At 64.1% G+C, this 23,492-nt stretch carries 23 protein-coding genes; 10 read left to right on the top strand and 13 right to left on the bottom strand.

Annotation, left to right across the window (positions count from 1 at the left end):
• Window positions 1-177: 177 nt before the first annotated feature.
• Together IH615_RS09915 and IH615_RS09910 are read right to left on the bottom strand one after the other, a co-directional pair.
• The gene (locus IH615_RS09915) at window positions 178-1,605 is read right to left on the bottom strand and encodes a mannose-1-phosphate guanylyltransferase/mannose-6-phosphate isomerase (protein ID WP_291361704.1); all 1,428 of its coding nucleotides are present in this window, start codon (window positions 1,603-1,605) and stop codon (window positions 178-180) included.
• Window positions 1,606-1,858: 253 nt separating this feature from the next.
• Window positions 1,859-3,094 (bottom strand): ROK family protein, encoded by a 1,236-nt coding sequence (locus tag IH615_RS09910; protein ID WP_291361703.1) that lies wholly within the window; start codon window positions 3,092-3,094, stop codon window positions 1,859-1,861.
• Between the two features lie 223 nt (window positions 3,095-3,317).
• On the opposite strand from IH615_RS09910, the gene xylF reads away from it, so the two are divergent.
• The 4 genes from xylF to IH615_RS09890 all read left to right on the top strand — a co-directional run bounded on the left by xylF (window position 3,318) and on the right by IH615_RS09890 (window position 7,811).
• On the top strand, window positions 3,318-4,364 hold the full coding sequence (gene xylF, locus IH615_RS09905) for a D-xylose ABC transporter substrate-binding protein (RefSeq protein WP_291361702.1): 1,047 nt from the start codon (window positions 3,318-3,320) through the stop codon (window positions 4,362-4,364).
• A gap of 130 nt (window positions 4,365-4,494) precedes the next feature.
• Entirely contained in the window at window positions 4,495-5,796 is a 1,302-nt protein-coding gene (locus tag IH615_RS09900) for a sugar ABC transporter permease (protein WP_291361849.1), read from the top strand.
• A 12-nt stretch (window positions 5,797-5,808) separates the two neighbouring features.
• Complete coding sequence (locus tag IH615_RS09895) at window positions 5,809-6,591, top strand: ATP-binding cassette domain-containing protein (protein ID WP_291361701.1); 783 nt, start codon at window positions 5,809-5,811, stop codon at window positions 6,589-6,591.
• Window positions 6,592-6,683: 92 nt separating this feature from the next.
• Complete coding sequence (locus IH615_RS09890) at window positions 6,684-7,811, top strand: S-(hydroxymethyl)glutathione dehydrogenase/class III alcohol dehydrogenase (RefSeq protein WP_291361700.1); 1,128 nt, start codon at window positions 6,684-6,686, stop codon at window positions 7,809-7,811.
• 1 nt (window position 7,812) lies between these two features.
• On the opposite strand, the gene IH615_RS09885 is transcribed toward IH615_RS09890, so the two are convergent.
• On the bottom strand, window positions 7,813-8,166 hold the full coding sequence (locus IH615_RS09885; protein ID WP_291361848.1) for a cupin domain-containing protein: 354 nt from the start codon (window positions 8,164-8,166) through the stop codon (window positions 7,813-7,815).
• Window positions 8,167-8,208: 42 nt separating this feature from the next.
• Here IH615_RS09885 and IH615_RS09880 point away from each other — a divergent pair, with 42 nt between their 5' ends.
• From IH615_RS09880 to IH615_RS09870, 3 genes are all read left to right on the top strand, one after another.
• Window positions 8,209-8,757: an AAA family ATPase gene (locus IH615_RS09880; RefSeq protein WP_291361699.1), complete on the top strand. Its 549-nt coding sequence runs from the start codon at window positions 8,209-8,211 to the stop codon at window positions 8,755-8,757.
• The gene (locus tag IH615_RS09875; RefSeq protein ID WP_291361698.1) at window positions 8,750-9,214 is read left to right on the top strand and encodes a YaiI/YqxD family protein; all 465 of its coding nucleotides are present in this window, start codon (window positions 8,750-8,752) and stop codon (window positions 9,212-9,214) included. Before IH615_RS09880 ends, IH615_RS09875 begins: the two co-directional genes overlap by 8 nt.
• A gap of 194 nt (window positions 9,215-9,408) precedes the next feature.
• The gene (locus IH615_RS09870) at window positions 9,409-10,176 is read left to right on the top strand and encodes a polysaccharide deacetylase family protein (protein WP_291361697.1); all 768 of its coding nucleotides are present in this window, start codon (window positions 9,409-9,411) and stop codon (window positions 10,174-10,176) included.
• A gap of 50 nt (window positions 10,177-10,226) precedes the next feature.
• Here IH615_RS09870 and IH615_RS09865 read toward each other — a convergent pair whose 3' ends face one another.
• From IH615_RS09865 to IH615_RS09835, 7 genes are all read right to left on the bottom strand, one after another.
• Window positions 10,227-10,865 carry a DUF4389 domain-containing protein gene (locus IH615_RS09865; protein ID WP_291361696.1) on the bottom strand — a complete coding sequence of 213 codons (639 nt, stop codon included), beginning with the start codon at window positions 10,863-10,865 and terminating at the stop codon, window positions 10,227-10,229.
• Window positions 10,866-10,975: 110 nt separating this feature from the next.
• Entirely contained in the window at window positions 10,976-11,368 is a 393-nt protein-coding gene (locus tag IH615_RS09860; protein ID WP_291361695.1) for a hypothetical protein, read from the bottom strand.
• On the bottom strand, window positions 11,368-12,120 hold the full coding sequence (gene rlmB, locus IH615_RS09855; protein ID WP_291361694.1) for a 23S rRNA (guanosine(2251)-2'-O)-methyltransferase RlmB: 753 nt from the start codon (window positions 12,118-12,120) through the stop codon (window positions 11,368-11,370). Before rlmB ends, IH615_RS09860 begins: the two co-directional genes overlap by 1 nt.
• A gap of 39 nt (window positions 12,121-12,159) precedes the next feature.
• On the bottom strand, window positions 12,160-12,924 hold the full coding sequence (locus IH615_RS09850) for an amino acid ABC transporter ATP-binding protein (protein ID WP_291361693.1): 765 nt from the start codon (window positions 12,922-12,924) through the stop codon (window positions 12,160-12,162).
• Complete coding sequence (locus IH615_RS09845) at window positions 12,921-13,601, bottom strand: amino acid ABC transporter permease (RefSeq protein WP_291361692.1); 681 nt, start codon at window positions 13,599-13,601, stop codon at window positions 12,921-12,923. The genes IH615_RS09850 and IH615_RS09845 overlap by 4 nt, the downstream gene beginning before the upstream one ends.
• 74 nt (window positions 13,602-13,675) lie before the next feature.
• Window positions 13,676-14,446 (bottom strand): amino acid ABC transporter substrate-binding protein, encoded by a 771-nt coding sequence (locus IH615_RS09840; RefSeq protein WP_291361691.1) that lies wholly within the window; start codon window positions 14,444-14,446, stop codon window positions 13,676-13,678.
• 10 nt (window positions 14,447-14,456) lie between these two features.
• Window positions 14,457-14,708 carry a hypothetical protein gene (locus IH615_RS09835; RefSeq protein WP_291361690.1) on the bottom strand — a complete coding sequence of 84 codons (252 nt, stop codon included), beginning with the start codon at window positions 14,706-14,708 and terminating at the stop codon, window positions 14,457-14,459.
• On the opposite strand from IH615_RS09835, the gene IH615_RS09830 reads away from it, so the two are divergent.
• Window positions 14,707-14,946, top strand: a complete 240-nt coding sequence (locus tag IH615_RS09830; RefSeq protein ID WP_291361689.1) for a hypothetical protein — start codon at window positions 14,707-14,709, stop codon at window positions 14,944-14,946. The two genes, IH615_RS09835 and IH615_RS09830, sit on opposite strands and share 2 nt — an antisense overlap.
• Window position 14,947: 1 nt before the next feature.
• On the top strand, window positions 14,948-15,088 hold the full coding sequence (locus tag IH615_RS09825; protein ID WP_291361688.1) for a hypothetical protein: 141 nt from the start codon (window positions 14,948-14,950) through the stop codon (window positions 15,086-15,088).
• Window positions 15,089-15,091: 3 nt separating this feature from the next.
• Here IH615_RS09825 and IH615_RS09820 read toward each other — a convergent pair whose 3' ends face one another.
• The 3 genes from IH615_RS09820 to treZ form a co-directional block, all read right to left on the bottom strand.
• Window positions 15,092-15,784, bottom strand: coding sequence for a YetF domain-containing protein (locus IH615_RS09820; protein ID WP_291361687.1), 693 nt, complete (start codon window positions 15,782-15,784; stop codon window positions 15,092-15,094).
• A 79-nt stretch (window positions 15,785-15,863) separates the two neighbouring features.
• The gene (gene treY / locus IH615_RS09815; RefSeq protein WP_291361686.1) at window positions 15,864-18,287 is read right to left on the bottom strand and encodes a malto-oligosyltrehalose synthase; all 2,424 of its coding nucleotides are present in this window, start codon (window positions 18,285-18,287) and stop codon (window positions 15,864-15,866) included.
• The gene (gene treZ, locus IH615_RS09810) at window positions 18,284-20,440 is read right to left on the bottom strand and encodes a malto-oligosyltrehalose trehalohydrolase (protein ID WP_291361685.1); all 2,157 of its coding nucleotides are present in this window, start codon (window positions 20,438-20,440) and stop codon (window positions 18,284-18,286) included. Before treZ ends, treY begins: the two co-directional genes overlap by 4 nt.
• A gap of 21 nt (window positions 20,441-20,461) precedes the next feature.
• Here treZ and IH615_RS09805 point away from each other — a divergent pair, with 21 nt between their 5' ends.
• Window positions 20,462-23,146 carry a bifunctional acetate--CoA ligase family protein/GNAT family N-acetyltransferase gene (locus IH615_RS09805; RefSeq protein ID WP_291361684.1) on the top strand — a complete coding sequence of 895 codons (2,685 nt, stop codon included), beginning with the start codon at window positions 20,462-20,464 and terminating at the stop codon, window positions 23,144-23,146.
• Window positions 23,147-23,492: the final 346 nt, after the last annotated feature.

The following is a 23,492-nucleotide window of genomic DNA, read 5'->3' as shown; positions in this document are numbered from 1 at the left end:
GCAGCTATCAGCGCAGCAATAGAACCATATCTCGACAGCATGCGGATATTCCCCCTTGTTCCCCAGGCATCAAGGTACGGGATGATTGCTACTATCTGATAAACTGTGCATCGGGCCGCCGCCCACCGGGCCGGACTTGCGCCGCTGCTTCGGCCTGCTGGAGAAATGCGGGGCGCTCTACACTCTGCCGAACTCGTCCTCGATCCGAATGATGTCGTCCTCACCCAGATAAGAGCCGGTCTGCACCTCGATCAGTTCAAGGTCGATCTTGCCCGGATTGGCCAGGCGGTGAACGCAACCGAGCGGCAGATAGATGGACTGGTTCTCGCTGAGCGTGGTGACTGTGCCGTCCAGCGTAACCTCGGCGGTGCCCCGCACGACAACCCAATGCTCGGCCCTGTGGTGGTGCTTTTGCAGGCTGAGCTTCTTGCCTGGCTTGACGAAGAGCCGCTTGACCTGGAAGCGGTCGCCATTGACGACCGAGGCGTAGCCGCCCCAAGGGCGATATGCGGTCTTGTGGGTTTCGGTTATTGCGATGGTGTCCTTGCCGGACCGAAGCGTCTTGACGATTGCTCCCACGTTCTGGGCCTCCGACAGGCGACCGACATAGACGGCGTCCCCCGTAGCGATAACAGCAACATCGTCAAGTCCATTGACGGCGACATGGGGATGGTCGGTGATGATCAGGGAGTTCCGGACGCCGTCCAGTGTCACCGCACCCTGCGTCAGGTTCTGCGCGCCATCGCGGTCTCCGCTTTTCCACACCGCATCCCAACTGCCCAGGTCTGACCAACCAAAGTCGACGGCGATGACAGCCGCCCGGCTAGTCTTCTCAAAGATGGCATAGTCGACCGAGATGCTCGGCGCGGCGCTGAACGCGGTCTCATCCAGACGGATGAAGTCCAGATCGGCCTTGGCCTGCGCGACCGCGTCGCGCGCAGCCCTGAATGTCTCGGGGGCCAGTGTTTCCACCTCGCGCTGGAAGCTGTCTGCCCCGATCATGAACATCCCGGAATTCCAGAAATACCCACCCTCGGACAGCATCTGAGCGGCGCGTTCAGCATCAGGCTTTTCAACAAACCGCTCGACCATCTGCACACCCGAGCCAACCAGAGCAGGGGACTTGATGTAGCCAAAGCCGGTCTCGGGATAGGTCGGCACGATTCCGAACGTCACCAACTTGCCGGCGGCGGCGGAAGTTGCTGCCTCGTTGACCGCGCGCCAATAGTCTGTGTTGGCATTGACGTCGTGGTCCGACGGCAGGACGTGCAGGATGGCATCGGCGCCAAAACGACTTGCAGCGAACGCAGCGGCGGCAGCGATAGCGACTGCGGTGTTGCGTGCGGTCGGCTCAAGCAGAATGCCGGCAAGCTGGACGCCCAGCTCGGTCGCCTGTTCGGCGACTATGAAGCGGTAATCGGAATTGGTGATGACGATCGCCGGCGCATAGACCGCATCGTTGGACACCCGTCGCAAGGTGTTCTGGAACAGGCTGGTTGTTCCCGTCAAAGCCAGAAACTGCTTTGGCCGTGCGGCACGCGACATCGGCCACAGCCGCGTTCCCTGCCCACCCGCAAGTATAACCGGGACGATTGGCTGCGTCATGGTGATGTCCTATGGAATGCGGGTGTCTCGCCGGTCATCGAATACTGATTTGTAGTCGGGTTTGGTGACTTGGAATTGCGCGGTGGTTAATTCCACATAGGTGAGTGTGGCTCGGCGGGGCTCTTCATTCGCTATTGACTCAGTTCACGCGCAGCATGGCACCGTTTGATTTGAAGCGCCATTAGGCCAGCTCTGCGTTTGGGGCAGGGGTACCCTGTCGGCGGGCATGGCACGATCATCAAGCGAGCCGATGTCAGGACGATGACTGGCGCAGGGGTGCCCCGGCAAACTCGTCCTGGTCGATCGCGTTCAGGGTCTTCATCATGAGGCCCTTGAAGATGGGCTCTTTCTCGTCACGGTGGGCAATAATCTGCGGCAATCCGTTGATGCGGCAAACCAGGGTTCCCGTCAGGGCCGAGCGCACTTCCGCCAGCATCAGGTCAAGGGCCCGGGCGCCCGGGCCGATGACCAGGATATGGGACGGATCGAACACCGCCAGCATGCGGCCGAGGCCAAAGCCGATCGCCCGACCCGCAATGTTGAAGGCATGCCCGGCCGCCCGATCGCCTGCCTCGGCCCGGGCGATGAGGCCTTCATACTCCTGCGGTGGAACCGCCGGGGCAGGGGTGGCGGTCTCGGGCACGGAGTAGGCTGTGCGCAGCACGCCATAATCGGCGGCATAGGCCTCGATGCAGCCGCGCATGCCGCACCGGCAGAGCGCGCCATTGGGCATGTGGTTCATATGCCCGAATTCAGTTGAGCCCTCCTCGCCTCGACCAAGAATCTGTCCGCGGAAGGTCATGCCCATGGCGACGGTCGACCCGACAAACACAGTGGCCACGCTGGCGTCGCGCAGTGTCGGGTCGAGCCAGCGCGAGCCTTCGGCGAGCAGCCGGCCGCGCTTGTGAAGCGTAACGGTCAGCGAAAAAGCGTCGGCCAGTTCCTGCACGAAGGGTCGGTTGGCCAGGTGGGCAATTGGCGACCATTTCAGCGAACGGCCGTCGCGATCGAGAATGCCCTGGACCGAAATCGCAACGCGTCGGAGGACCGAGGTTTCGGCGGGGTTGCGCGCCTGCAACTGGCGCAGGCGCTGCGCGAGGAACACGGCGGGCGGTGTGTCCGCAAAGGTGGTGGGTGTCACCGGTGTCTCGATGCGGTCGACCAGGACGCCGCCGTAATCCACCAGCGACAGACGGGAGCGGTTGACGTCGATTTCGAACAGGGCGGCTGCGCCAATGTGGCGATTGAAGCCGACCAGGGTCGCAGGCCGGCCTCGCCCGCGACTGTCCGATTTTTCGGCAGGGTCCAGGTCGACGATGATCTGCTGTTCGATGAGGTCGTGAGTGATTGCGGTTATGCTGGCGTGGCTAAGTCCGGTATCGGTGGCCAGGGCGGTACGCGACAGCGCGCCCTGCACGCGCAGGGCGCCGAGCACCAGACCCCGGTTCTGGCGCCGGACGCTGTCGCTATCACTGACGTTCCGCCCCAACCACTCTACTCCTCACTCCGCCCGCAACACATCATTCCTCTCCGCTTTGCGCAATCGCATTTATTTCGGGCTTCGAAATTGATGTTGACTTGGCGGAGCCTCACATGTCACATCTTTTTTCGAGCAGTGAAATTAATGCTCAGGGCGCTGGTGGAGGGTGCCCGCTGGGGCAAAGCCACCGGCACGGATGCGGGCAGGGAACTGTCCGCTAGGGAGGACAGACATGAACAAGTTTCTAGCGGTCTTGCTTTGCACGACCGTCATATCAGGCACGGCCGGCGTTTCCACTTTCGCGCAGGATGGCGTGGTCGTTGGCGTTTCCTGGAACAACTTCCAGGAAGAGCGCTGGAAGACCGACGAAGCAGCGATCAAGGCGGTGCTTGAGGCTGCCGGCGCTACCTATATCTCTGCTGACGCCCAGTCGTCGGCATCCAAGCAGCTGACGGACATCGAAAGCCTGATCTCCCAGGGTGCCGATGCCATCATCGTGCTGGCCCAGGACAGCGAAGCTGTTGGCCCGGCCGTTGCCGCTGCCGTCGCCGAGGGTATTCCGGTGGTTGGCTATGACCGCCTGATCGAAAACCCGGATGCGTTCTACCTCACCTTCGACAACAAGGAAGTGGGTCGCCTCCAGGCCGCCGGCGTCGCCGCCGTCCAGCCCGAAGGCAACTATGTCTTCATCAAGGGCAACTCGGCCGATCCCAACGCCGATTTCCTGTTCGAAGGCCAGATGGAAGTGCTGCAGGCCGGTATCGACGCGGGCAAGATCGTCAATGTCGGCGAAGCCTATACCGACAACTGGAACCCGGAAGTCGCCCAGGCGAACATGGAACAGTTCCTGACCGCCAATAACAACGAAGTCGACGCCGTCGTCGCCTCGAATGACGGTACCGCCGGTGGCGCAATTGCCGCTCTGGCCGCGCAGGGCCTCGCCGGTTCCGTACCTGTTTCGGGTCAGGACGGCGACCATGCCGCCCTCAACCGCATTGCACTCGGCACCCAGACCGTATCGGTCTGGAAGGACGCGCGCGAACTCGGCAAGAAGGCCGCCGAAGTGGCGCTCGAACTGGCCGGCGGCACGGCACTCGACGCCGTCACCGGCGTGGTGCCGTTCGCTGGTGGCCCCAAGGGCGTGCAGATGAACGCGTTCTTCATCGCTCCGGTCGCCATCACCAAGGACAACCTCAACGTCGTCATCGACGCCGGCTGGGTCTCCAAGGAAGTGGTCTGCGCTGGCGTTGCCGCTGGCTCGGTTGCCGCGTGTAACTGAGGCGCAAACAGCATAATCTGTTGAAGTACGGTGCCGCGGCGTTCGCGCTGCGGCATCGTTGTGACAGGACCGCGCCGCCAGCACGTGGCGCAGCCCAGCGGGGAGAGACATTTTGGCAGAACAGCACGCCATTCCGACCAACGTACATCCGAGCCGGTTCGTGCAGAATCCGCTGCAACGCTTCCTGATGGCGACCGAGCTTGATACGCGCCTGCTCGGCATGATCGGTGCTCTGGCCATCATCTGGATAGGCTTCAATATCTTCTCGGGCGGATTGTTCCTTACGCCGCGCAATCTGTGGAACCTGTCGGTGCAGACGGCCTCGGTGGCCGTGATGGTCACCGGCATGGTGCTGATCATCGTAACCCGCAATATCGACCTTTCCGTCGGCTCCATCCTGGGCCTGGTTGGCATGGTCATGGGCGTGATGCAGACCGATATCCTGCCCGCCCAATTGGGCTTGGGGCTCGGCAATCCGCTGATCTGGGTGCTGTCGCTGGCGGCGGGCCTGGTGGTCGGCGTCGGCATCGGCGCGCTGCAAGGCGCCATCATTGCCTATCTACGCGTGCCTGCCTTTATCGTGACGCTCGGCGGCTACCTCGTCTGGCGCGGCGCGGCCTGGTGGGTCACCATGGGGCGCACGGTGGCGCCGATGGACCCGACATTCCAGCTCATGGGTGGCGGCCCAGCCGGCTCCGTCGGCCAGTTCTGGAGCTGGGTCGTCGCGGTGATCGCCTGCGCCGCCATCCTTATCGGTCTTTACTGGGGCCGCCGGCAGCGCCGCCGCTTCAATTTCCCGCTGCGCCCGGTCTGGGCAGAGGCCGCACTCGGCGTCATCGGCTGTGGCCTCTCCATTGGTGCGGTCTGGGTGGCCAATGCCTATCCCTGGCCGCGGCGCATTGCCGAGAACTACGCCGAGGCCAACGGAATTGCCGTGCCCGAAGGTGGTCTCTTCATCTCCCATGGCATTGCCGTGCCGGTGCTGATTGCGCTGGGCGTCGGCGTCGTCATGACCTTCATTGCTACCCGGACCCGTTTCGGCCGCTATGTCTTTGCTATGGGTGGCAATCCCGAGGCGGCGGAACTGGCTGGCATCAATACGCGCTGGGTCACGGTCAAGATCTTCATGCTGATGGGGGCGCTCTGCGCCATTGCCGCGGCCATCTCGACCGCTCGCCTCAACGCGGCGACCAATGCGCTGGGCACGCTGGACGAACTCTATGTCATCGCCGCGGCGGTGATCGGCGGCACGTCGCTGGCCGGGGGCGTCGGTACCATCGCCGGAGCGCTCCTGGGCGCGCTGGTCATGCAGTCGCTGCAGTCGGGCATGGTGCTGATGGGGCTCGACAGCCCACTGCAGTCCATCGTGGTCGGCGCCGTCCTCGTCTTCGCGGTGTGGCTCGACACGCTCTACCGCCGTAACAAACACTAGGGAGTCCTTGTCATGCTGGACACCAAAACGCCTCTCGTCGAGATGAACGACATCTCGATCTCCTTCGGCGGTATCAGGGCGGTGGATCGCGCCTCGATCGATCTCTATCCGGGCGAGGTCGTGGGCCTGCTTGGTCACAATGGCGCGGGCAAGTCGACGCTGATCAAGATACTGTCGGGCGCCTACAGGCGCGATGCCGGCTCGATCCGGATCAATGGCGAAGACGCTGCCATCAACAATCCGCGCGACGCCAAGGGCTATGGCATAGAGACCATCTACCAGCAGCTCGCCGTGGCCGACAATGTCGATGCCGCAGCCAATCTGTTCCTGGGTCGCGAGATCACCACCTCGATCGGCACGCTCGATGACGCGGCGATGGAATCGAAGGCGCGCGAGGTGATGGGCAGGCTCAATCCGAACTTCCGCCGCTTCAAGGAGCCGGTGAAGGCGCTGTCGGGCGGCCAGCGGCAGTCGGTGGCCATTGCCCGCGCCATCCTGTTCAATGCGCGCATCCTGATCATGGACGAGCCCACGGCGGCGCTCGGTCCGCAGGAGACGGCGCAGGTGGGGGATCTCATCAAGCAGCTCAAGTCCGACGGCATCGGCATCTTCCTCATCAGCCACGACATTCATGACGTGTTCGATCTGGCGGACCGGGTCGTGGTGATGAAGAACGGGCAGGTGGTGGGCAGCGCCCGCACCGAGGATGTCACCAAGGACGAAGTGCTGGGCATGATCATCCTGGGCAAGGTGCCCCCGGGCGCGAAGCCCGGGCCGGGGGCCATTGCCGGCTAGGGACGCTGCTGTACGGCTCATGGGCGTTCGCGGGTTGTCCAACATCCCACCGCATGCCAAACCTTGGCCAATCAATGCCCGAGGAGAATCCCATGAAGACCCGCGCCGCAGTTGCCTTTCAAGCCGGCAAGCCGCTCGAAATCGTCGAGGTCGACCTTGATGGCCCCAAGGCGGGCGAGGTGATGATCGAGATCAAGGCGACGGGCATCTGCCACACCGACGATTTCACCCTGTCCGGCGCTGATCCCGAAGGCCTGTTCCCCGCCATCCTCGGCCACGAGGGGGCCGGTATCGTCGTCGATGTCGGGCCAGGCGTGACCAGCCTCAAAAAGGGTGACCACGTCATCCCGCTCTACACGCCCGAATGCCGCGAGTGCTATTCCTGCCGTTCCGGCAAGACCAACCTCTGCACCGCCATCCGCGCGACGCAGGGGCAGGGGCTGATGCCTGACGGCACCTCGCGCTTTTCGTTCGAAGGCAGGCCGATCCACCACTATATGGGCTGCTCGACCTTCTCCAATTTCACCGTACTGCCCGAGATCGCGGTGGCCAGGATCGATGCGTCGGCCGCCTTCGACAAGGTCTGCTATGTCGGTTGCGGCGTCACCACGGGTATTGGTGCTGTCATCAACACCGCCAAGGTCGAGATCGGCGCCACCGCTGTGGTCTTCGGCCTGGGCGGCATCGGTCTCAACGTGATCCAGGGCCTGCGGCTGGCCGGCGCCGACATGATCATCGGGGTCGATCTCAACAATGCCAAGAAGGCCTGGGGCGAGCGCTTCGGCATGACGCATTTCGTCAATCCGACCGAAATCGACGGCGATATCGTCCCCTACCTGGTCAACCTGACCAAGCGACGTGGCGACCTGATCGGCGGCGCCGATTACACGTTCGACTGCACTGGTAACACCACGGTTATGCGTCAGGCCCTCGAAGCCAGCCACCGCGGCTGGGGCAAATCGGTGGTCATCGGGGTTGCGGGTGCGGGCAAGGAGATCTCCACCCGGCCTTTCCAGCTGGTCACCGGCCGCACCTGGATGGGCACGGCCTTTGGCGGCGCGAAGGGGCGCACCGATGTGCCGAAAATCGTCGACTGGTATCTCGACGGCAAGATCGAGATCGACCCGATGATCACCCACACGTTGCGGCTCGAGGATATCAACAAGGGCTTCGACATGATGCATTCGGGCGAGAGCATCAGGAGTGTGGTGGTCTACTAAGCTACTCCAACCACACCGTCTCGAAGGCCCCAGCCTCGTGAATATCGATCTGTTCGAGTAGTCCCGGACCGAGATTCTCGAACTTGTGCGGCACATTGGCCGGGCAGACCACGATCTGTCCGGCCTCGGCATCGACCGTCGCATCGCCCACCGTGAACCGGACGCGCCCGTTGCGGACGATGAAGGTTTCGGGGTAGGGATGTCTGTGCAGGCGCGGCCCGTCCCCGATGTTTTCGGTGTGGACGAAGATCACGCAGATGCCCGCGCCATATGCGCCGCCCTCGAACTCCCCCCGCCAGTTGTCGACGCCTGCCGTGGCATCCGCCCAGCTCGCCTTGTCGATCACCTTTCCCAGCATTTTTGCCTCCTGCTAGCTCACTGATGAGGACGACGAGCCATGACGCATCTTTTCGACAATCTCTTCATTGTTACGGGCGGCCCCGGCGCCGGCAAGACCACACTGCTCGATGCTGCGGCGGAGGCCGGCCTGCGCGTTGGCCAGGAGGCGGCGCGCGCTATTATCAGGGCGCAGGCAGTCATCGACGGTCCGGCGCATCACTTCGGCAACCGGGCGCTGTTCGCCGAACTGATGCTGGATAGGGATATCAGGACTTTCCTCACGCTGGGCGGAGGCGCACCGGCACTCTGCGATCGCGGCATTCCCGAGCTTGTTTGCTACTGCCGCGACTGGGGTGTGGCCGACAATGCGCATTTTCGGCGGGCGGCCGAGGTCTATCGCTATAACCCCGTCGTGTTCGTGGCGCCGCCGTGGCGCGAGATATTCGTAACCGATAGCGAGCGGGTCGAAGGCTGGGAGCATGCCCAGCGCGTCTATGCGTCACTGCGTGACTGCTATGCTGAACTGGGCTATCGCATCGTCGAACTGCCCAAGGTGCCGGTCGCGGAGCGGCTGGCCTTCGTGAAGGACGTCATTGCGCATGCCTGAGCCGAGCATTTTCGTGGACGCCGACGCCTGCCCGGTCAAGGAAGAGGCGATGCGCGTGGCTGAGCGCCTCGGTCTGGTGATCACCCTGGTCAGCAATGGCGGCGTGCGGCCGTCGCGCGACCCGATGATCCGGGTGGTCGTGGTGGCGGCGGGCTCGGATGCTGCCGATGACTGGATCGTCGAGCAGGCGCAGGCCAATGACATCGTGCTCACCGCCGACATCCCGCTGGCCAGCCGCGCTATCGACAAGGGCTGTCATGTGCTCGGGTTTACCGGCAAGCCGTTCACCCCGGCATCCATCGGCATGGCCCTGGCCATGCGCAACCTCAACCAGCACCTGCGCGAGACCGGCGAGAGCAAGGGCTACAATGCCGGCTTTCGTCCTGCGGACCGCTCGGCGTTCCTGAGCGCACTGGATACGCTGGGGCGGAAGGCTAAAGCACTGGCGGGTAAGTAGTCCTTAAGATTTCGCGAGGGAAATGTTAACCATAATCCGCGAAAAATGCGCTCAGTTGTAATCGAGCTGAGTTCAAGCCCGTGTCGCTTTCGCGTTTTGTTATGTGTCTTGTGATGGCGGGCGTAGCACTGGCGGGCTGCGCCAAGCCGCCCAGTCCACAAGCGATCTCGCGGCCTCACACCGCGACGCATGCTTTGATCACCAACAGCATCCTGCCGGCATCGCAGCCGATCACCCAGCAGCCCATGCCGCAGCGCATCTTCTCGGCGGGCCACCTCGGCGGACGCACGCTGGCCGTCGCATCGGCCGCCGATATCATCCTGCGGCCGGGCGAGGTCGTGCTCACCTTTGATGATGGGCCGCGCCCGGGCAGGACCGGTACGATCCTGGCGACGCTCAACGATTTCGGTGTCAAGGCGACCTTTCTGATGCTGGGATCGGCCGCGCAGGGCAATCCGGCACTGGCGCAGCAGGTCGCGGCCAGCGGCCACACGGTGGGCAGTCATACGTTCAGCCATGTCGATCTGGGCAATCTCAGCCGGCAGGAGGCGCTGGACGAAATCGCCAAGGGAGAGCGGGCGGTGCGGCTGGCGCTGGCCGGTGGCGGGCAGGCGCTATCGCCGTTCTTTCGCTTCCCCTACCTGTCGCAGACGGGTTTCCTGCGCACCAACCTGATGCAGGGCAGCATGGTGGTGCTCGATGTCGATATCGACAGCAAGGACTACTACAAGGACAGCCCCGAAGTGATCGCGGCGCGCACGATGGACAAGCTCGAAGCGCGCGGCAGCGGCATCATCCTGTTCCATGATATCCACCAGCGGACAGTCGAGACGCTGCCGGTGTTCCTGGCGCAACTCGAAGAGCGGGGCTATTCGGTGGTGCGGCTCGTGCCCAAGGACAACAGTATCTTCGGCCGCGACCTGATCACGGCTGATGTCCCGGTGCTGCGGGGCACATTGTAGGTCGTCCGCTCGACTCCATCCCTAGTTACAGTTTGGGTACCGCGGCAGGGTTATCGGAGGCTGAACGGCGGATAGTCGTCGGTGCTGAGAAGGAAGGCGTAGGCCCAGACACGCGTTGCCCATCTGCCAACCCCGACCACGAAGTCGAACAGGGGGCGCGGGTAAGCGCCGGTGATCAGGATTGCGAGCCAGGCGACCAGGGTGACTACCATCACGGCGATGACCAGCAGGCCAAGAATGATAAAGTGCGGCAGGGCCAGGAGCCATTTTACCAATGGCAGCCAGCGGTTGAGGCCGTGTTCTGCGTCAGGGTAAGCCACCTCCAGGTGAACCGATTGTTGTTCCACGGTTGAGGGATAGCGGTCGGTGAGGAGCAGCAGGTAGGCGGTAACCCGGGCGCTGAAGCGGGCCAGTTCCAGCGCGAAGTCGAACCACCAGCGCGGATAGCGCTGCCGGAACACGATCATCAGCACGGTGGCCGCGAACAGGCCGGCCGCGATGCCTCCGGCGGTGGATTCGACACTTACCCCGGCCTCAGTCACATGGCGCGCGCTTCCCGCGGCGTTCAGGAGCCCCAGGACAATCAGAATGGGGATGGCCCAGATCGGTCGGAAGAACGATGTCAGGCGATCCATTTTCGACTGATACTCGATGTCGAACTGGACCGGGTAGGGCACGTTTTCAGCCATTTTGACGCCTCTCAGATCAAGGATGATCTGGCGCCAGACTAGCGCGTTTGTGGATCACCAATTTGATCTGAAGCAACCGATCGCCGATTGCCTGGGGCTGGAGGAGGACCTCAGTCCTCGTCGTCTTCCTCGACGTCGGTAAGGTAAACCGAAATCTCGATATCGATTCCGTGCCCGGCAATGGCCGCCGCCGCATGGGCGGGCAGGCGGGCGGACATGGCTTCCCCATGCTCGGGATAGTCGAATGCCAGGTCGAGCACGGCCTTGCCGATGCGCCGGTCATCCAGCATGGCTGATATGGCGAGGCCTGAGCGTTCGGCCAGCTCCAGCAGCGACCTGACCGGGTTGGCCACCGCGATATCGACCTGCGCATAGAAGCTGCCATCGGCGTCTTCCGGCTCGTAGCGGCTGGTGAGCTGCTTGAGCGCCGCATCCAGCTCGTATTGGCCGATGGTGACGCCCGACAGGCGCAGTGCGATGGCGAAGGGTGCAAACTGGCTCATCAGACCCGTCCGGCAGTGGCCGCAAAGAGCGCGATGGCGGCGGCGTTGGAAACATTGAGCGACTTGATCGGCCCGGGCATGTCGAGCTTGACCATCTCGTCGCAGAGTTCGCGGGTGCGCTGGCGCAGGCCCTTGCCCTCGGCGCCCATGACAATGGCCAGCGGCTGGTCGCCGCTGCGGGGCTTGAGCTGATGTTCTGATTCAGAATCAAAGCCGAGCACTAACATGCCGCGCGCCTTGAGCTTTTCCAGCGCGTCGCCGAGGTTGCGCACTTCGATCATGGGCACGAGATCCAGCGCGCCCGAGGCCGATTTGGCCATGACGCCGGTTTCGCGCGGCGAGTGGCGGGCCGTGGTAATCACCGCATCGGCGCCGAAGGCACAGGCGGTGCGCAGGATGGCGCCGACATTGTGCGGGTCGGTGATCTGGTCGAGCACGACGACCAGCTTGAGCGGGTGGATATCGTCCAGCCCGAAGCGGCTCACCGGATCGACTTCCAGCGCTGCGCCCTGATGCACTGCGTCGTCACCCAGGAGCTTGTCGAGCTCCTTGGGTGTGGTTTCCTTCACCGGCACCTTGCCGATTTCGCCGGTCTCCTTGAGCCGCATCAGGGCGTTGGGTGTGGCCAGCAACACCTTCTTGATGCGGTTCTTGTTGTCCAGCGCGGCCCGCACCGTGTGCAGGCCATAGAGATAGACCGGCCCGGTATCGGGATCGTATTTCGGCTTGGGCGGAAATTTGTTGTAGCTCATGGGCGAGCCGTAGCGCCTTTGCACTGACGCGGCAAGCGGCTAGGGACCCGGCGCCACCGCATGGGCGGTCAGCGTCGAAATGAAGCGTCGGGTGCGATCCTGGGCGGGCGAGCCGAACACCTGCCGGGCCGGCCCGGCTTCGACGATCTCGCCGGCATCGAGATAGACCACGTTGCTGGCGATGCTGGCGGCGAGGCGCAGGTCGTGCGTGGCCATCAACATGGTGGTGCCGCTGCGGGCGAGCTGGGCCAGGACTTCCACGACCTCGGTGGCCAATTGCGGATCGAGCGCCGAGGTCGGCTCATCGCAGAGCAGGACCTTGGGCGAGGGCGCCAGCGCCCTGGCGATCGCCACGCGCTGCTGCTGGCCCCCCGAAAGGCTCGACGGCCAGGCGTCGGCCTTGGCGCTCATGCCGACAGTTGCCAGCAGTTCGAGCGCCCGCTGCCGGGCCTGTTCGCGTGGCCATTTGAGGACGGTCAGCAGACCTTCCATGACATTTTCCAGTGCCGACAGGTGCGGAAAGAGCTGGAAGTTCTGGAAGATCATTCCGGTCTTGCGGCGCAGCGCCAGCACCGCATCGCGGCCGACATGGCCGCCGGGCGTGAATTCGATGGCGGTGTCGTCGATGCGGATACGTCCGGATTGGGGCATTTCGAGCAGGTTCACGCAGCGCAGCAGCGTGCTCTTGCCGCTGCCCGAGGCCCCGATCAGCGCCGTGACGCCGCCCTCGGGGACGATCAGGCTCACGCCCTTGAGCACGTGGTTGTCGGCAAAGCTCTTGTGGATGTTTTCGAGCGCGATCATGAGCCGGCCTCGATGAAACCGCCATAGCGGGAGAAACGCTTCTCGACGCGGGCCTGCAGGCTCGAGAGGACGGAGCTGACCACCAGGTAGATCAGCGCCACCTCGATATAGAGGATCAGCGGTTCGTAGCTTGTGGCGACGATGCGTTGCCCGGCGCGAAACAGCTCCGGCACGGTGATGGCCGCGGCAAGCGAGGTATCCTTGACCAGCGAGATGAAGGTGTTGGACAGCGGCGGCACGGCCACCCTGGTGGCCTGGGGCAGGATGGTGCGACGCATGGCCTGCGCCCAGGTCATGCCGATGGAATAGGCCGCCTCCCACTGCCCCTTGGGCACCGAGACGAGCACCGCGCGGATGATTTCGGACGTGTAGGCGCCCACATTGAGCGTGAAGCCGATCAGGGCGGCCGGAAACGCGTCGAGCACGATGCCGACGCTGGGCAGGCCGTAGAAGATGAGGAAGAGCTGGACCAGCAGTGGGGTGCCGCGGATGATCCAGACGTAGAAGCGCACGAAGGCGGCGAACGGGGCGGGAGCGAAAAGCCGCGTGATGGCGGCGACAAACCCCACCGCCAGGCCGAATGCGAATGACAGCAGCGTCAGCGGCACGGTGAAGACCAGGCACGCCCATAGCAGGGAGGGCAGGGCGTCGATCATCAGGGATAGCCAATGCGGCATCGAGCGGTTCCGTCAAGACAAGGATCGGCCGAACCCGTCGGCCGATCCATCTAAGCCAGTGAGTGGCTGGATTACTACTGCGAGACGTCTTCGCCGAAATATTTCTGCGAAATCTCGGCATAGGTGCCGTCTGCCTTGATGGCCGCCAGCGCTTCGTTGATCGCGGCCAGCAGCTCAGGCTTGCCCTTGGCCAGCAGCACGCCGGAGAAATCGGCATCGGCCTGGGTGACGACGATCTTTACGTCGGCATCGGGTTGCTGCTTCTTGAAGTCGAAGAAGGACAGGCTGTCATTGATGGTGGCGTCGGCGCGACCCTGCACGACCAGCGCGATCGACTGGTCGAAGCCTTCGGTGGGGACCAGTTCGGCGCCATATTCCTGGGCGAGCTTTCCGTAATTGCTGGTCAGCGTCTGGGCCGCCTTCTTGCCGGCGAGGCTCTCGAAGCTGGTAATGTCGGCATTGTCGCCACGCACCACCAATGCGGCCTTGGAGGCAATATAGGGCTCGGAGAAGTCATACTTGGCCTGGCGCTCCGCGTTGATGCCGACCTGGTTGATCACCACGTCGTAGCGATTGGCGTCGATGCCGGCGATCAGCCCATCCCATGGACCTTCGACGAATTCGGCCTCGACCCCGAGCTGTTCGGCAATGGCGCGGCCGATCTCGACGTCGAAGCCGACCAGTGCGCCGGTATCGTCATGGTAGGTGAAGGGGGCGTAGGTGCCTTCTGTGCCGATGCGCAGCGCGCCGGCCTGCTTGATCTGCTCAAGGGCAGACTGTGCGACAACCGGGGTAGCGGCCACGGCAGCCAGGCCGAGCGCAATCAGGAACTTCGAGAGTTTCATTATCATCTCCTTATTCGACCGGCGCCTTGTTCAGACGCCGGAATTGGCCTGAAAACTGCGCCTGCGGAGGGCGGCTTTCAACTCCTTGGATGGATGTTTTTCTCTGGCGCCGCATGACGATAGCGCCATGCTCGCTTTTGCCGGTTCCGGAGAGGACGGTTGCCGGATTTCGGTTCGCCGCAGTGGCGGCGCCCATGCACGGAACCAAGTTACCGGGCGAAGGATTGGATAGCACAGCATTTTTTGGACAGGAGATGGCCATGACCTTCCCCACCGATCCGAACCGGCGCCAGGCAAAGGGCGACCAAAATCGACGCCTGGCCCTGGGGCTCGAACCGGATGTCTTTGCCCGGGAGGCCGGCGTTACGCTGGAACAGCTTCGCCAATACGAGCTGACCAGCCCCGACCAGGATTTCGACCTTGAGGTCGCCCGTCGCGTCGGCTTCACGCTCGAACGGCTCGAAGCCAATCCGCCCGCATCGCAGAAAGTGGTGAACTAGCATGGCGACCGAAAAATCGAAGCCGGCGCCGCTCGAAACCCGACCCGGCCAGCAACAGGACGACAATATCGACGATCTCGGCCGCAAGCAGGACGGGTCCAGGCAGGAACAGCCCGGCAAGAGCAAACCATCGAAGGGCTGACGGTCAGGTGGACGCCAGCGTCCACTCCGTCCTCTCGCAATTGCTGCATTGGTCGGAACCGTCGTGCTTGTTTCCGCAAGTGGCGCAAACAAGCTTGCCATCATGGGCAGCCTGGCCGTTCGGCGAAACCAGCTCGTGGGGTTCGATCTGCGACGGGGGAACAATCGGCAGGCCCCCGGGCAGGTCGCCCTTCTGGCGGAACACCGTAACCTTGCCATCCTTTTCGATATAGGCGCGCCGGACCTCACCAAGCTGTTCGATCCCCGCCTCCCGCAGTTCCTGGAACAGTTCGTAGCGGCTCATCGAGTTCTCTTTGAGAAACTGCCGGGCGACGACGCCGTCCCGGACGACCTCGCGCGGCTTTCCGTCCAGCACGCGCTCGGCGCGCCGGCTCTTGGCAATGATGAGGTCCAGCAACTTGTTGGCGACTACCACGACGGTGACCACCAGCATGGCCTGGAGCAGGGGCACATCGGGGTAGAACATGGCGTCGCCAACGGCGGAGCCGAGGGCGATGACGAGCAGGAACTCAACCGTCGAAAGCTGCCCGACCGTGCGACTTCCGAGCCAGCGCAGCAGCAGCAGCGTGTAGGCGTAGATGATAATCGTCCGGACAATGATTTCGAGGAGGAACAGCGGGGGCTCTTCCCCGATCAGCATGTGCTTCAAATCAAACGCGGCGATGGCCTGATCCATTGGTACCCCCGTGATCATGCGGATGATAATGTGGCGATCTCGGGCCCGAAGCACTCGATGAAAGCCGCCTGGTTCCGGCTCATGGCGTAGCCAGCACCCATACTGGACCGGCCGAAGAGCCGGTGACGATAGCGAGCTCTGACGGTTCGGCCGCGATGCCCGCCGCGTGGCCGGGCGACACATCAGCCAGAACCAGAACCTGGTCGGTCCCTTGGCGTCGGCGGAAAGCCAGGGTGCTGGCGCCAAGCTCCAGGGGTTCGTAGCTGCCCTCGGCGAACAGGCGCGGCAGACGGCGCCGCAGGCGCAACAGGGCCTGCGTGAGCATGAGCTTGTCGTCTCGCTCTACCACAGGCGAGGAGAGCCTTTTGGCCAGCGCGGCAAAGTCGAGGTGACGCCGGTTGTCGGGGTCGACGAAGCTCTGCTCCCAGTCCTCGGCGCCCCGATAGATGTCGGGGACGCCCGGTATAGTCAGCTTCAGGGCCGCCTGGATCAGGCCCTTGCGGCGGCCGATGGCCTGCAAGCGAAGGCGCGTGGGATGAAAGCTGGCGAGGAAATCGGCATCGGCCAGCGCGTGATCGATGAACCCGGTCACCGTGTTCTCATAGGCGACGGCGTTGACGCCCCAGTCACTGCGTTCGCGTGCTTCCCGCAGAGACTTGATCATCGCCCCCTTGAGCCGGTCGCCAAAGCCGGTGGCATCGCTGTCGATCGGCCACCCACCGACCAGGAGCTGGAAGAACAGGTAGAGGTCATTGGGGTGGATGGCGTCGCAGTGCGGCGTCAGTGCGGAGCGCCATTGCTGGAGGGCTGCGGTCCATTCATCGGGCACATCCGCTATTGCGGCAATGATGGCTCTCGTGTCCTCGCCGCGCTTGGTGTCGTGCGTGGACGTGGCAATCATGCAATGCGGATGGGTGGCCAGCCGACGCCGATTGCTGTCGTGGAAGGCCGCCAGGGTAGTCGAAAAGCGCTCGGGATGGGCGCCGACCTCGTTCAGCGCCACGAGCCGGTTGTAGCGATAGAGGGCAGTATCTTCGAGCCCCTTGGCCATCACAGGGCCGGCCAGCTGCTGGAAACGGCCAACGGCTACGGCAATGGCCTTGGGGTCGTAGTCCGCGCCCAGTGTTCCACACAGCAGCCCCCCGACAAAATCGAAGACCATGGGCTGGATCTGCGGCTGGTTGCGCCGGCTGCGCTCTACGGTACGGCCGATCTCACGCCGGTCGCGCGCCACCGCGCCATCATCGTCGATATAAGTGCGATACACCGCCATCTGCGCGATGATTTCGCGCAGGGCCCTGGCCAGGCCGAGTTCGGTGATGTCGGCAGTGGCGTCGACCGACCATGCGACTCTGGCAAACAGGCGGGCCAGCGCCGAGAGCTCGGCCGCCAGTTCATTGTCCATGACGCGCAGCTTGCAGCGATAGGCTTCCTCGCCAGGCTCGGTGGTTTCGCCGGTGAAATCCCTGTAGGCAGCGGTGACCTCGGCCTCGGCATGCCCGGACACCAGCAGCCGGGTCAGTTGCGCCCCGATCTCGTAACCGGTGGTGCCCTCGACCGGCCAGTCGGCGCGGAGCAGCTCATGCGGCGCGAGGATTTTCTCGACCACGAGATAGATCCGCCGCGGCGCATGACTGCGCAGTTTTTCAAGGTACCCCTTGGGGTCGAGCAGGCCGTCCACATGGTCGATGCGCAGGCCATCGACCAGCCCATCGGCGACAAGCGAATAGATCAGCCCATGCGCGTGTTCGAAGACATCTGGCCGGTCGATCCTGATGCCCGCCAGATCGCTGTTGATGAAGAACCGCCGATAGTTGATCTCGTCTGCCGCCACGGCGAAGTGGGCGAGCCGCCAATGCTGGGAGGCGATCAGGCTGTCGAGTGCGGCCCAACTGCCCCGATGGCCCTCTTCCCCGGTCAGGGCCGCAATCGCCGCCTCGGCGCTGCCATGGCGATCGAGCAGAGCCCGTTCATCCTCTGGCCGGATCGGCAGCTTGTCGCCATCATGCGCCCATACGGCAAAGCCGTCCCCATCTGCCTTGAGGCGCAGATGCCCGGAGGCGAGTGACTGCGCATAGGTGGAGACCAGGAAGGGCACCAGCAGCTTGCCATCCATGTCCGACCGCGGTGGATGCCAGTCGATGTCGAACCAGCCGGCATAGCGGCTGGCGGCGCCATGCTTGAGCACATCGAGCCAGAGCGCATTGTCGGCCCCGCCCACGCCCATATGGTTAGGCACGAAATCGAGGATGATGCCCATCTCGCGTTGTCGCAGCGCCCCTGCAAGGGCACGGAAATCCGCCTCGGTGCCAAGCTCGGGGTTGATGCGCGTGTGGTCGACCGTGTCATAGCCATGCGTACTGCCCGGCCGCGCCTTGAGGATGGGGGACAGGTAGACATGGCTGACGCCAAGGCTGTCGAGATAGGGCACCCGAGCCATCGCGTCGGCGAAGGTGAAATCCTTGTTCAGCTGCAGGCGATAGGTGGCGCGGGGTACAATCATGATTGCAGCTCGCTGCGGAACACCAGCGCGCAATCGGATGGCAGGATCCAGAATTGCTGCGGGTCGGTCGGGCGGCGGCCGGCCCCGTCATAGTCGGGGTGCTCGCTCGACCAGCCCACGGTCCAGCGGCGGCCATCCGGCGGCGCCAGCAGCGGTTCGGCCGCCACGCCGACCTGCAGGTCGCGGCCAAGGTTGAGCAGCAGCAGGCGGTGACCCGCCGGGTCGGGCGTGAAATAGCGGATGAGCAGCGCTGCGTCACCGATCACAGCGCCATCGATGCGCCGCTCGCTGGCCTGCGAAAAGGCGGGATCGCTGCGCCGCATGGCCAGCAGGTCCCGGTGTAGCGCCAGCATGCCGGCATGGCGCTCGGCCTCGCTCCAGTCGAGCTTGCTGGTCTGAAAGGTCATCGGATCGGCAGGGTAGGGCAGTCGTTCCTGCATGACAGGATCGGCGACGCTGGGGAAATTGCTCACCGATTGCCGCCGACCCTCGGCCCCGGCCTTGGCCTCATCGCCCTCTAGCCCGAGGAAGTAGAGGAATGGGTTGGTGGCGCCGAATTCCTGGCCCTGGAACAGGCAGGGCGTCTGCGGACCGAGCAGCAGCAGGCTCGTCACGGCCCGGACCCGCGCCGGCGAAGCGAGCGTGGCTAGGCGGAAACCCCGAGCAGAATTGGCCACTTGATCGTGGTTCTCAAGAAAATGCACGAAGTGCTCGGCCGGGGTTGAGAGGTTGTAGGTGCCATAGGCCTTGTCGCGCATGTCGGAGCGCTGCCCCTGATAGAGGAAGCCATATTTCAGCGCCGAGACGAGCTCCTGCGGCGAGCCGAGGTAGTCGCGATAATAGAAGTCGTTATGACCGGTAACGGCGACGCGCACGGCGTGCTGGAAATCGTCGCTGACCATGGCGTCCACGCCGTAGCCGCCCTGCGCCGGCGGGTCGATCATCAGGTGTTGCTGGGGCTGGTTCTCCACCACCACATAGACCTGGCGTTGCCCGGCGGCCTCGCGCATGGCGCGGGTGAGTTCGGCAATGATATGTTCGTCGCTGGCGTCGAACATGGCCTGGGCGGCGTCGATGCGCAGCCCATCGAAATGGAAATCCCGGACCCAGTAGACGGCATTGCCGATGATGAAATCGCGCACCGGCCGGGCGTTCTCGCCGTCATAATTGAAGCTGGCGCCCCAGTCATTCTCATAGCCGTCGGTGAAATAGTGGTCGCCATAGGCGCGATAATGGTCGCCGTGGCCCACATGGTTATAGACCACGTCGAGGATGACGCCGATGCCGAGCGCATGGGCCGCGTCGATGAAGGCCCTGACATCGTCGGGCGTGCCGTAGGGGGCAAAGGGCGCATAGAGCAGGGTGGTGTCATAGCCCCAGCCAAATCGCCCCTTGAAGGTGGCGATGGGCATGACATGGATCACCGTGATGCCCAGGTCCCGCAGGAAAGCGAGCTTCGTCGCCGCCGCGCGCCAGGTTCCTTCCGGCGTGAAGGTACCGACATGGAGCTCGTAAAGCACCTGGTTCTGCCGCTCCACGCCAGCCCAGGTCTGGTCCGTCCATGGGAAATCGCTCGCCACCACCTCCGACGGGCCGTCATTGCCCTCCGGCTGGCAGCGCGAGGCAAGATCGGGCACTGGCGGACCGTCATCGAGGCGGAACTGATAGCGGTCGCCCGGGCCGACACCAGCTACCTCTGCCCCGAAATAGCCCTCGCCCAGATTGTTCAGCTCAACACGGCCCCGGCCCTCGATCTCGACGGCGGCCGCATGCCGCCCGAGTGCCCAGAGGGTAAAGCGGGTGCCATCGCCATGCGGGACGGCGCCAGGAACGTGAGGTGGAGACATGCAGAGGGCCGGGCGGTTGGTGCGACGGGCAGAACGGGCGGCGCTCAACTTCGTTCCGGCGATGCCCATACTACCGCCGACCAGGCTGACAGCCGCAGCACTTCGCCATGCTGGGAATAGTCGCCCGCGCGGACCGCCCTGCCGGACGCTACGGGCATCCAGTTCGGCCGTCAGCAGATGCGCCGCAACGCCGGTGGTCGGGTCGTGTTCACGGATGACGCGGCCGCCAAGACTGCGGCCGGCGGGGGACGGAGGGGCAACTTGAACGTGGCCATGCACCAGAAGCGGCGTATACTTGTTTTCCATCGCCGAAGAGAGCCGTGACCGATGACTATTCGCAATCTCGATCGTGCCTTTTCGCCGCGTAGCGTAGCCCTGATCGGGGCCTCCCAACGCCCAGGCTCCCTGGGGGCACTGGTTCTGTCCAACATCGTCTCGGGCGGCTACGGCGGAGCGATATTTCCCATCAACCCCAAATATCGGGACCTGTCGGGAAGGGCCTGCTTTGCGCGCGTGGCCGACCTTCCTGAAGTTCCCGATCTCTGCGTCATCGCCACCCCGGCACAGACCGTGCCCGCTCTCGTCGAGGAGATCGGTCAGTTCGGATGCAGGGCCGTCGTTGTCATCACGGCCGGCGTCGGCAGCGAGGGCCAGTTGCGTCAGCGCATGCTCGAGGCCGCGGGCCGCCATGGCGTGCGGATCATCGGACCCAATACGATTGGCCTGCTGGCGCCGCTGGTCGGGCTCAATGCGAGCTTCACCCATATTCCCGCACGCGCTGGCTCGCTGGCGCTGCTGTCACAGTCGGGGGCAATCGTTTCCTCGATCATCGACTGGGCAGAGTCGGAGCAGATCGGTTTCTCCCAGATCATCTCGCTGGGCGACATGGCCGATGTCGACGTTGGCGATTGCCTCAACATGCTGGCCACCGATCCCAAGACGTCGGCCATCCTGATGTATCTCGAATCCATTCCCAATGCGCGCAAGTTCATGTCGGCCGCGCGCGCGGCCGTTCGGCTCAAGCCGGTGATCGCCATCAGGCCGGGCCGGCACGAGCAGGCGGCCAGAGCCGCCCAAACCCATACGGGCGCGCTCGCGGGAGCCGACGCCGTGGTCGATGCCGCCATGCGGCGCGCCGGCATCATCCGGGTCAACGATCTGGAAGACCTGTTCTCCGCAGCCGAAATCACCGCGCGCTTTAAGCCGCTGGAACGCGGCCGGGTCGCCATCGTCACCAATGGCGGCGGCGCCGGCGTGCTGGCGGTAGACCACCTGATCGACCGGGGATGCGAACTCGCCGAACTGTCGCCGCAGACGCTGGCGTCGCTCGACGCGGTGCTGCCGCCCAACTGGTCCCATGCCAATCCGGTCGACATTATCGGAGATGCGCCACCCGAGCGCTACCTGGCCGCCATGCGTCTGGTGGCCGACGATCCGGGTGTGGATGTCGTGCTGGCGATGAATTGCCCCACGGCCCTTGCGTCCCCGATCGCGGCCGCCAACGCATTGGCCGATGTGGTTCAGGACGGATTGATCAACAACAAGCCGGTGCTAGCCACCTGGCTTGGCCAGTTTGCCGCCACCGAGGCGCGGCGGGTGCTCAACACGGCCGGCATTGCCAGCGTCGATACACCGGCCAAGGCAGCCGATGCCGTCAGCATTCTGACCCGCTGGCGGCGCCTGACCTCGCGCCTGCAGCGCGTCCCATCGGCCCATGAAGCCATTCACGTCGATCGCCCCGCGGCCGGCGCGGCGCTGGCAATTGCCGCAACGGCGGGCCGGAGCATGCTCACCGAGCCCGAGGCCAAGAGCGCGCTCGCCGCCTATGGCATTGCCGTGCCCCGCACGCTGACCGTGACCAGCATCGACGCCGTCGAGGCGGCGGCAGCCGAACTGCTGGTCGGTAGCAGCCGGGTGGCGGTGAAGATGCTGTCGGCATCGCTGACCCACAAATCCGATCTTGGTGGCGTCGTACTGGATATCGAGACCGCCGATGCCGCGCGGGCTGCCGCCCAGGCCATCCAAGATCGTCTGGCAGCAAAGGGGCTCGCCTCGGCACTGGACGGCTTTGCCGTTCAGCAAATGATCATCCGTCCCATGGCTCAGGAACTGTTGATCGGGGTCACGACCGACCCGGTCTTCGGGCCGGTGCTGATGTTCGGGGCCGGCGGCGTCTCGGTGGAGGTGGTCCGCGATACAACCATGGAACTGCTGCCGGTGGACGATGTCCTGGCCGACGACATGATCAGCCGCACGCGCATCAGCGCCCTGCTTGCTGGCTATCGCAACCGGCCTGCGGCAGACCGTGGCGCCATCGTGCTGGCGCTCAAGGCGGTCTCGCAATTGCTCATCGATTTCCCCCAGATCGTGGCCATCGACATCAATCCCCTGCTTGCCGACGCCGATGGCGTGATTGCCCTCGACGCCCGCATCGAAATCGATCCGCAGCGCCTGGCGATCGCGCCGCCAAACCCGGCGCTGTCCATCCGGCCCTATCCGGGTGAGTGGACAACGCAACTCGCGCTGGGTGCGAGCAGCTTCGATCTGCGCCCCATTCGTCCGGTGGACGCAGCGCTCTATCCGCGATTCCTTGAAAGGGTTACGGCGGAGGATCTGCGCTTGCGGTTTCTCGTACCGACCAGCGAACTTTCCCCTGAAACGCTGATCCGGCTGACCCAATTGGACTACGACCGCGACATTGCCTTTGTTGCGCTATCCCGGCCAGAGGGCGACCTGGCGGGAGTTGTTCGATACGCTGCCGATCCGGACGGCAAGCATGCCGAGTTCGGCCTGCTGGTCCGCAGTGACCTCCAGGGGATTGGCCTGGGCACCGGGCTGCTGCGCCACCTGATCGACTATGCCAGGGCACGGGGCATCATCGAGCTGACAGGCGGAATGCTCCGCGAAAATGAGCGGATGGCGGCCGTTTGTCGGGAGCTCGGTTTCGAGATGACCTCGCTCCCCGGAGACGCCGCTCGCGTGCAGGCCCGACTGGTTCTGCGTGCCGGGTAATCCCGATGGCGACTGTGTAACGTGGCTCTGGCGGAAGTGCCCGGGAAGCTGCTCGAGCGGTAGATCGTCGCGGCCGAATATCCACCGTGATGCATGAGGACTGGTGGGGTCGGTCGAGATCAGATCGAAACCCGCCTGAGCATCGGCGAGAGCATCCAGGAATCGCAAAACATGTCCGCGTCCGTATAGTCGGGGGAGCCGCGCGTCGAAGCCGAGATCGCCTTTGTCATGAAGTCGCCCCTGGCCGGTCCTGATGCCAGTATTTTTGAGGGGCAGGGCAGGGGCCGTTCGCGGACTGACCGATTGTGGCGTCGGCGGCCCGTATCGCTGACATCTAGACCGGCGG

Source organism: Devosia sp., from assembly GCF_014860165.1.
Taxonomy (GTDB): domain Bacteria; phylum Pseudomonadota; class Alphaproteobacteria; order Rhizobiales; family Devosiaceae; genus Devosia.
This window is presented reverse-complemented; position numbering and strand designations above follow the sequence as displayed.

Excerpts from the sequence above, each read along its gene's own strand:
- IH615_RS09850 (WP_291361693.1), bottom strand. The coding sequence starts at position 12,924 with ATGATCGCGCTCGAAAACATCCACAAGAGCTTTGCCGACAACCACGTG.
- IH615_RS09875 (WP_291361698.1), top strand. The coding sequence starts at position 8,750 with ATGCCTGAGCCGAGCATTTTCGTGGACGCCGACGCCTGCCCGGTCAAG.
- rlmB (WP_291361694.1), bottom strand. The coding sequence starts at position 12,120 with ATGAGCTACAACAAATTTCCGCCCAAGCCGAAATACGATCCCGATACC.
- IH615_RS09825 (WP_291361688.1), top strand. The coding sequence starts at position 14,948 with ATGGCGACCGAAAAATCGAAGCCGGCGCCGCTCGAAACCCGACCCGGC.
- IH615_RS09845 (WP_291361692.1), bottom strand. The coding sequence starts at position 13,601 with ATGCCGCATTGGCTATCCCTGATGATCGACGCCCTGCCCTCCCTGCTA.
- IH615_RS09860 (WP_291361695.1), bottom strand. The coding sequence starts at position 11,368 with ATGAGCCAGTTTGCACCCTTCGCCATCGCACTGCGCCTGTCGGGCGTC.
- xylF (WP_291361702.1), top strand. The coding sequence starts at position 3,318 with ATGAACAAGTTTCTAGCGGTCTTGCTTTGCACGACCGTCATATCAGGC.
- IH615_RS09835 (WP_291361690.1), bottom strand. The coding sequence starts at position 14,708 with ATGGCCATCTCCTGTCCAAAAAATGCTGTGCTATCCAATCCTTCGCCC.
- treY (WP_291361686.1), bottom strand. The coding sequence starts at position 18,287 with ATGATTGTACCCCGCGCCACCTATCGCCTGCAGCTGAACAAGGATTTC.
- IH615_RS09805 (WP_291361684.1), top strand. The coding sequence starts at position 20,462 with ATGACTATTCGCAATCTCGATCGTGCCTTTTCGCCGCGTAGCGTAGCC.
- IH615_RS09820 (WP_291361687.1), bottom strand. The coding sequence starts at position 15,784 with ATGGATCAGGCCATCGCCGCGTTTGATTTGAAGCACATGCTGATCGGG.
- IH615_RS09880 (WP_291361699.1), top strand. The coding sequence starts at position 8,209 with ATGACGCATCTTTTCGACAATCTCTTCATTGTTACGGGCGGCCCCGGC.
- IH615_RS09840 (WP_291361691.1), bottom strand. The coding sequence starts at position 14,446 with ATGAAACTCTCGAAGTTCCTGATTGCGCTCGGCCTGGCTGCCGTGGCC.
- IH615_RS09830 (WP_291361689.1), top strand. The coding sequence starts at position 14,707 with ATGACCTTCCCCACCGATCCGAACCGGCGCCAGGCAAAGGGCGACCAA.
- IH615_RS09890 (WP_291361700.1), top strand. The coding sequence starts at position 6,684 with ATGAAGACCCGCGCCGCAGTTGCCTTTCAAGCCGGCAAGCCGCTCGAA.
- IH615_RS09865 (WP_291361696.1), bottom strand. The coding sequence starts at position 10,865 with ATGGCTGAAAACGTGCCCTACCCGGTCCAGTTCGACATCGAGTATCAG.
- treZ (WP_291361685.1), bottom strand. The coding sequence starts at position 20,440 with ATGGAAAACAAGTATACGCCGCTTCTGGTGCATGGCCACGTTCAAGTT.
- IH615_RS09895 (WP_291361701.1), top strand. The coding sequence starts at position 5,809 with ATGCTGGACACCAAAACGCCTCTCGTCGAGATGAACGACATCTCGATC.
- IH615_RS09915 (WP_291361704.1), bottom strand. The coding sequence starts at position 1,605 with ATGACGCAGCCAATCGTCCCGGTTATACTTGCGGGTGGGCAGGGAACG.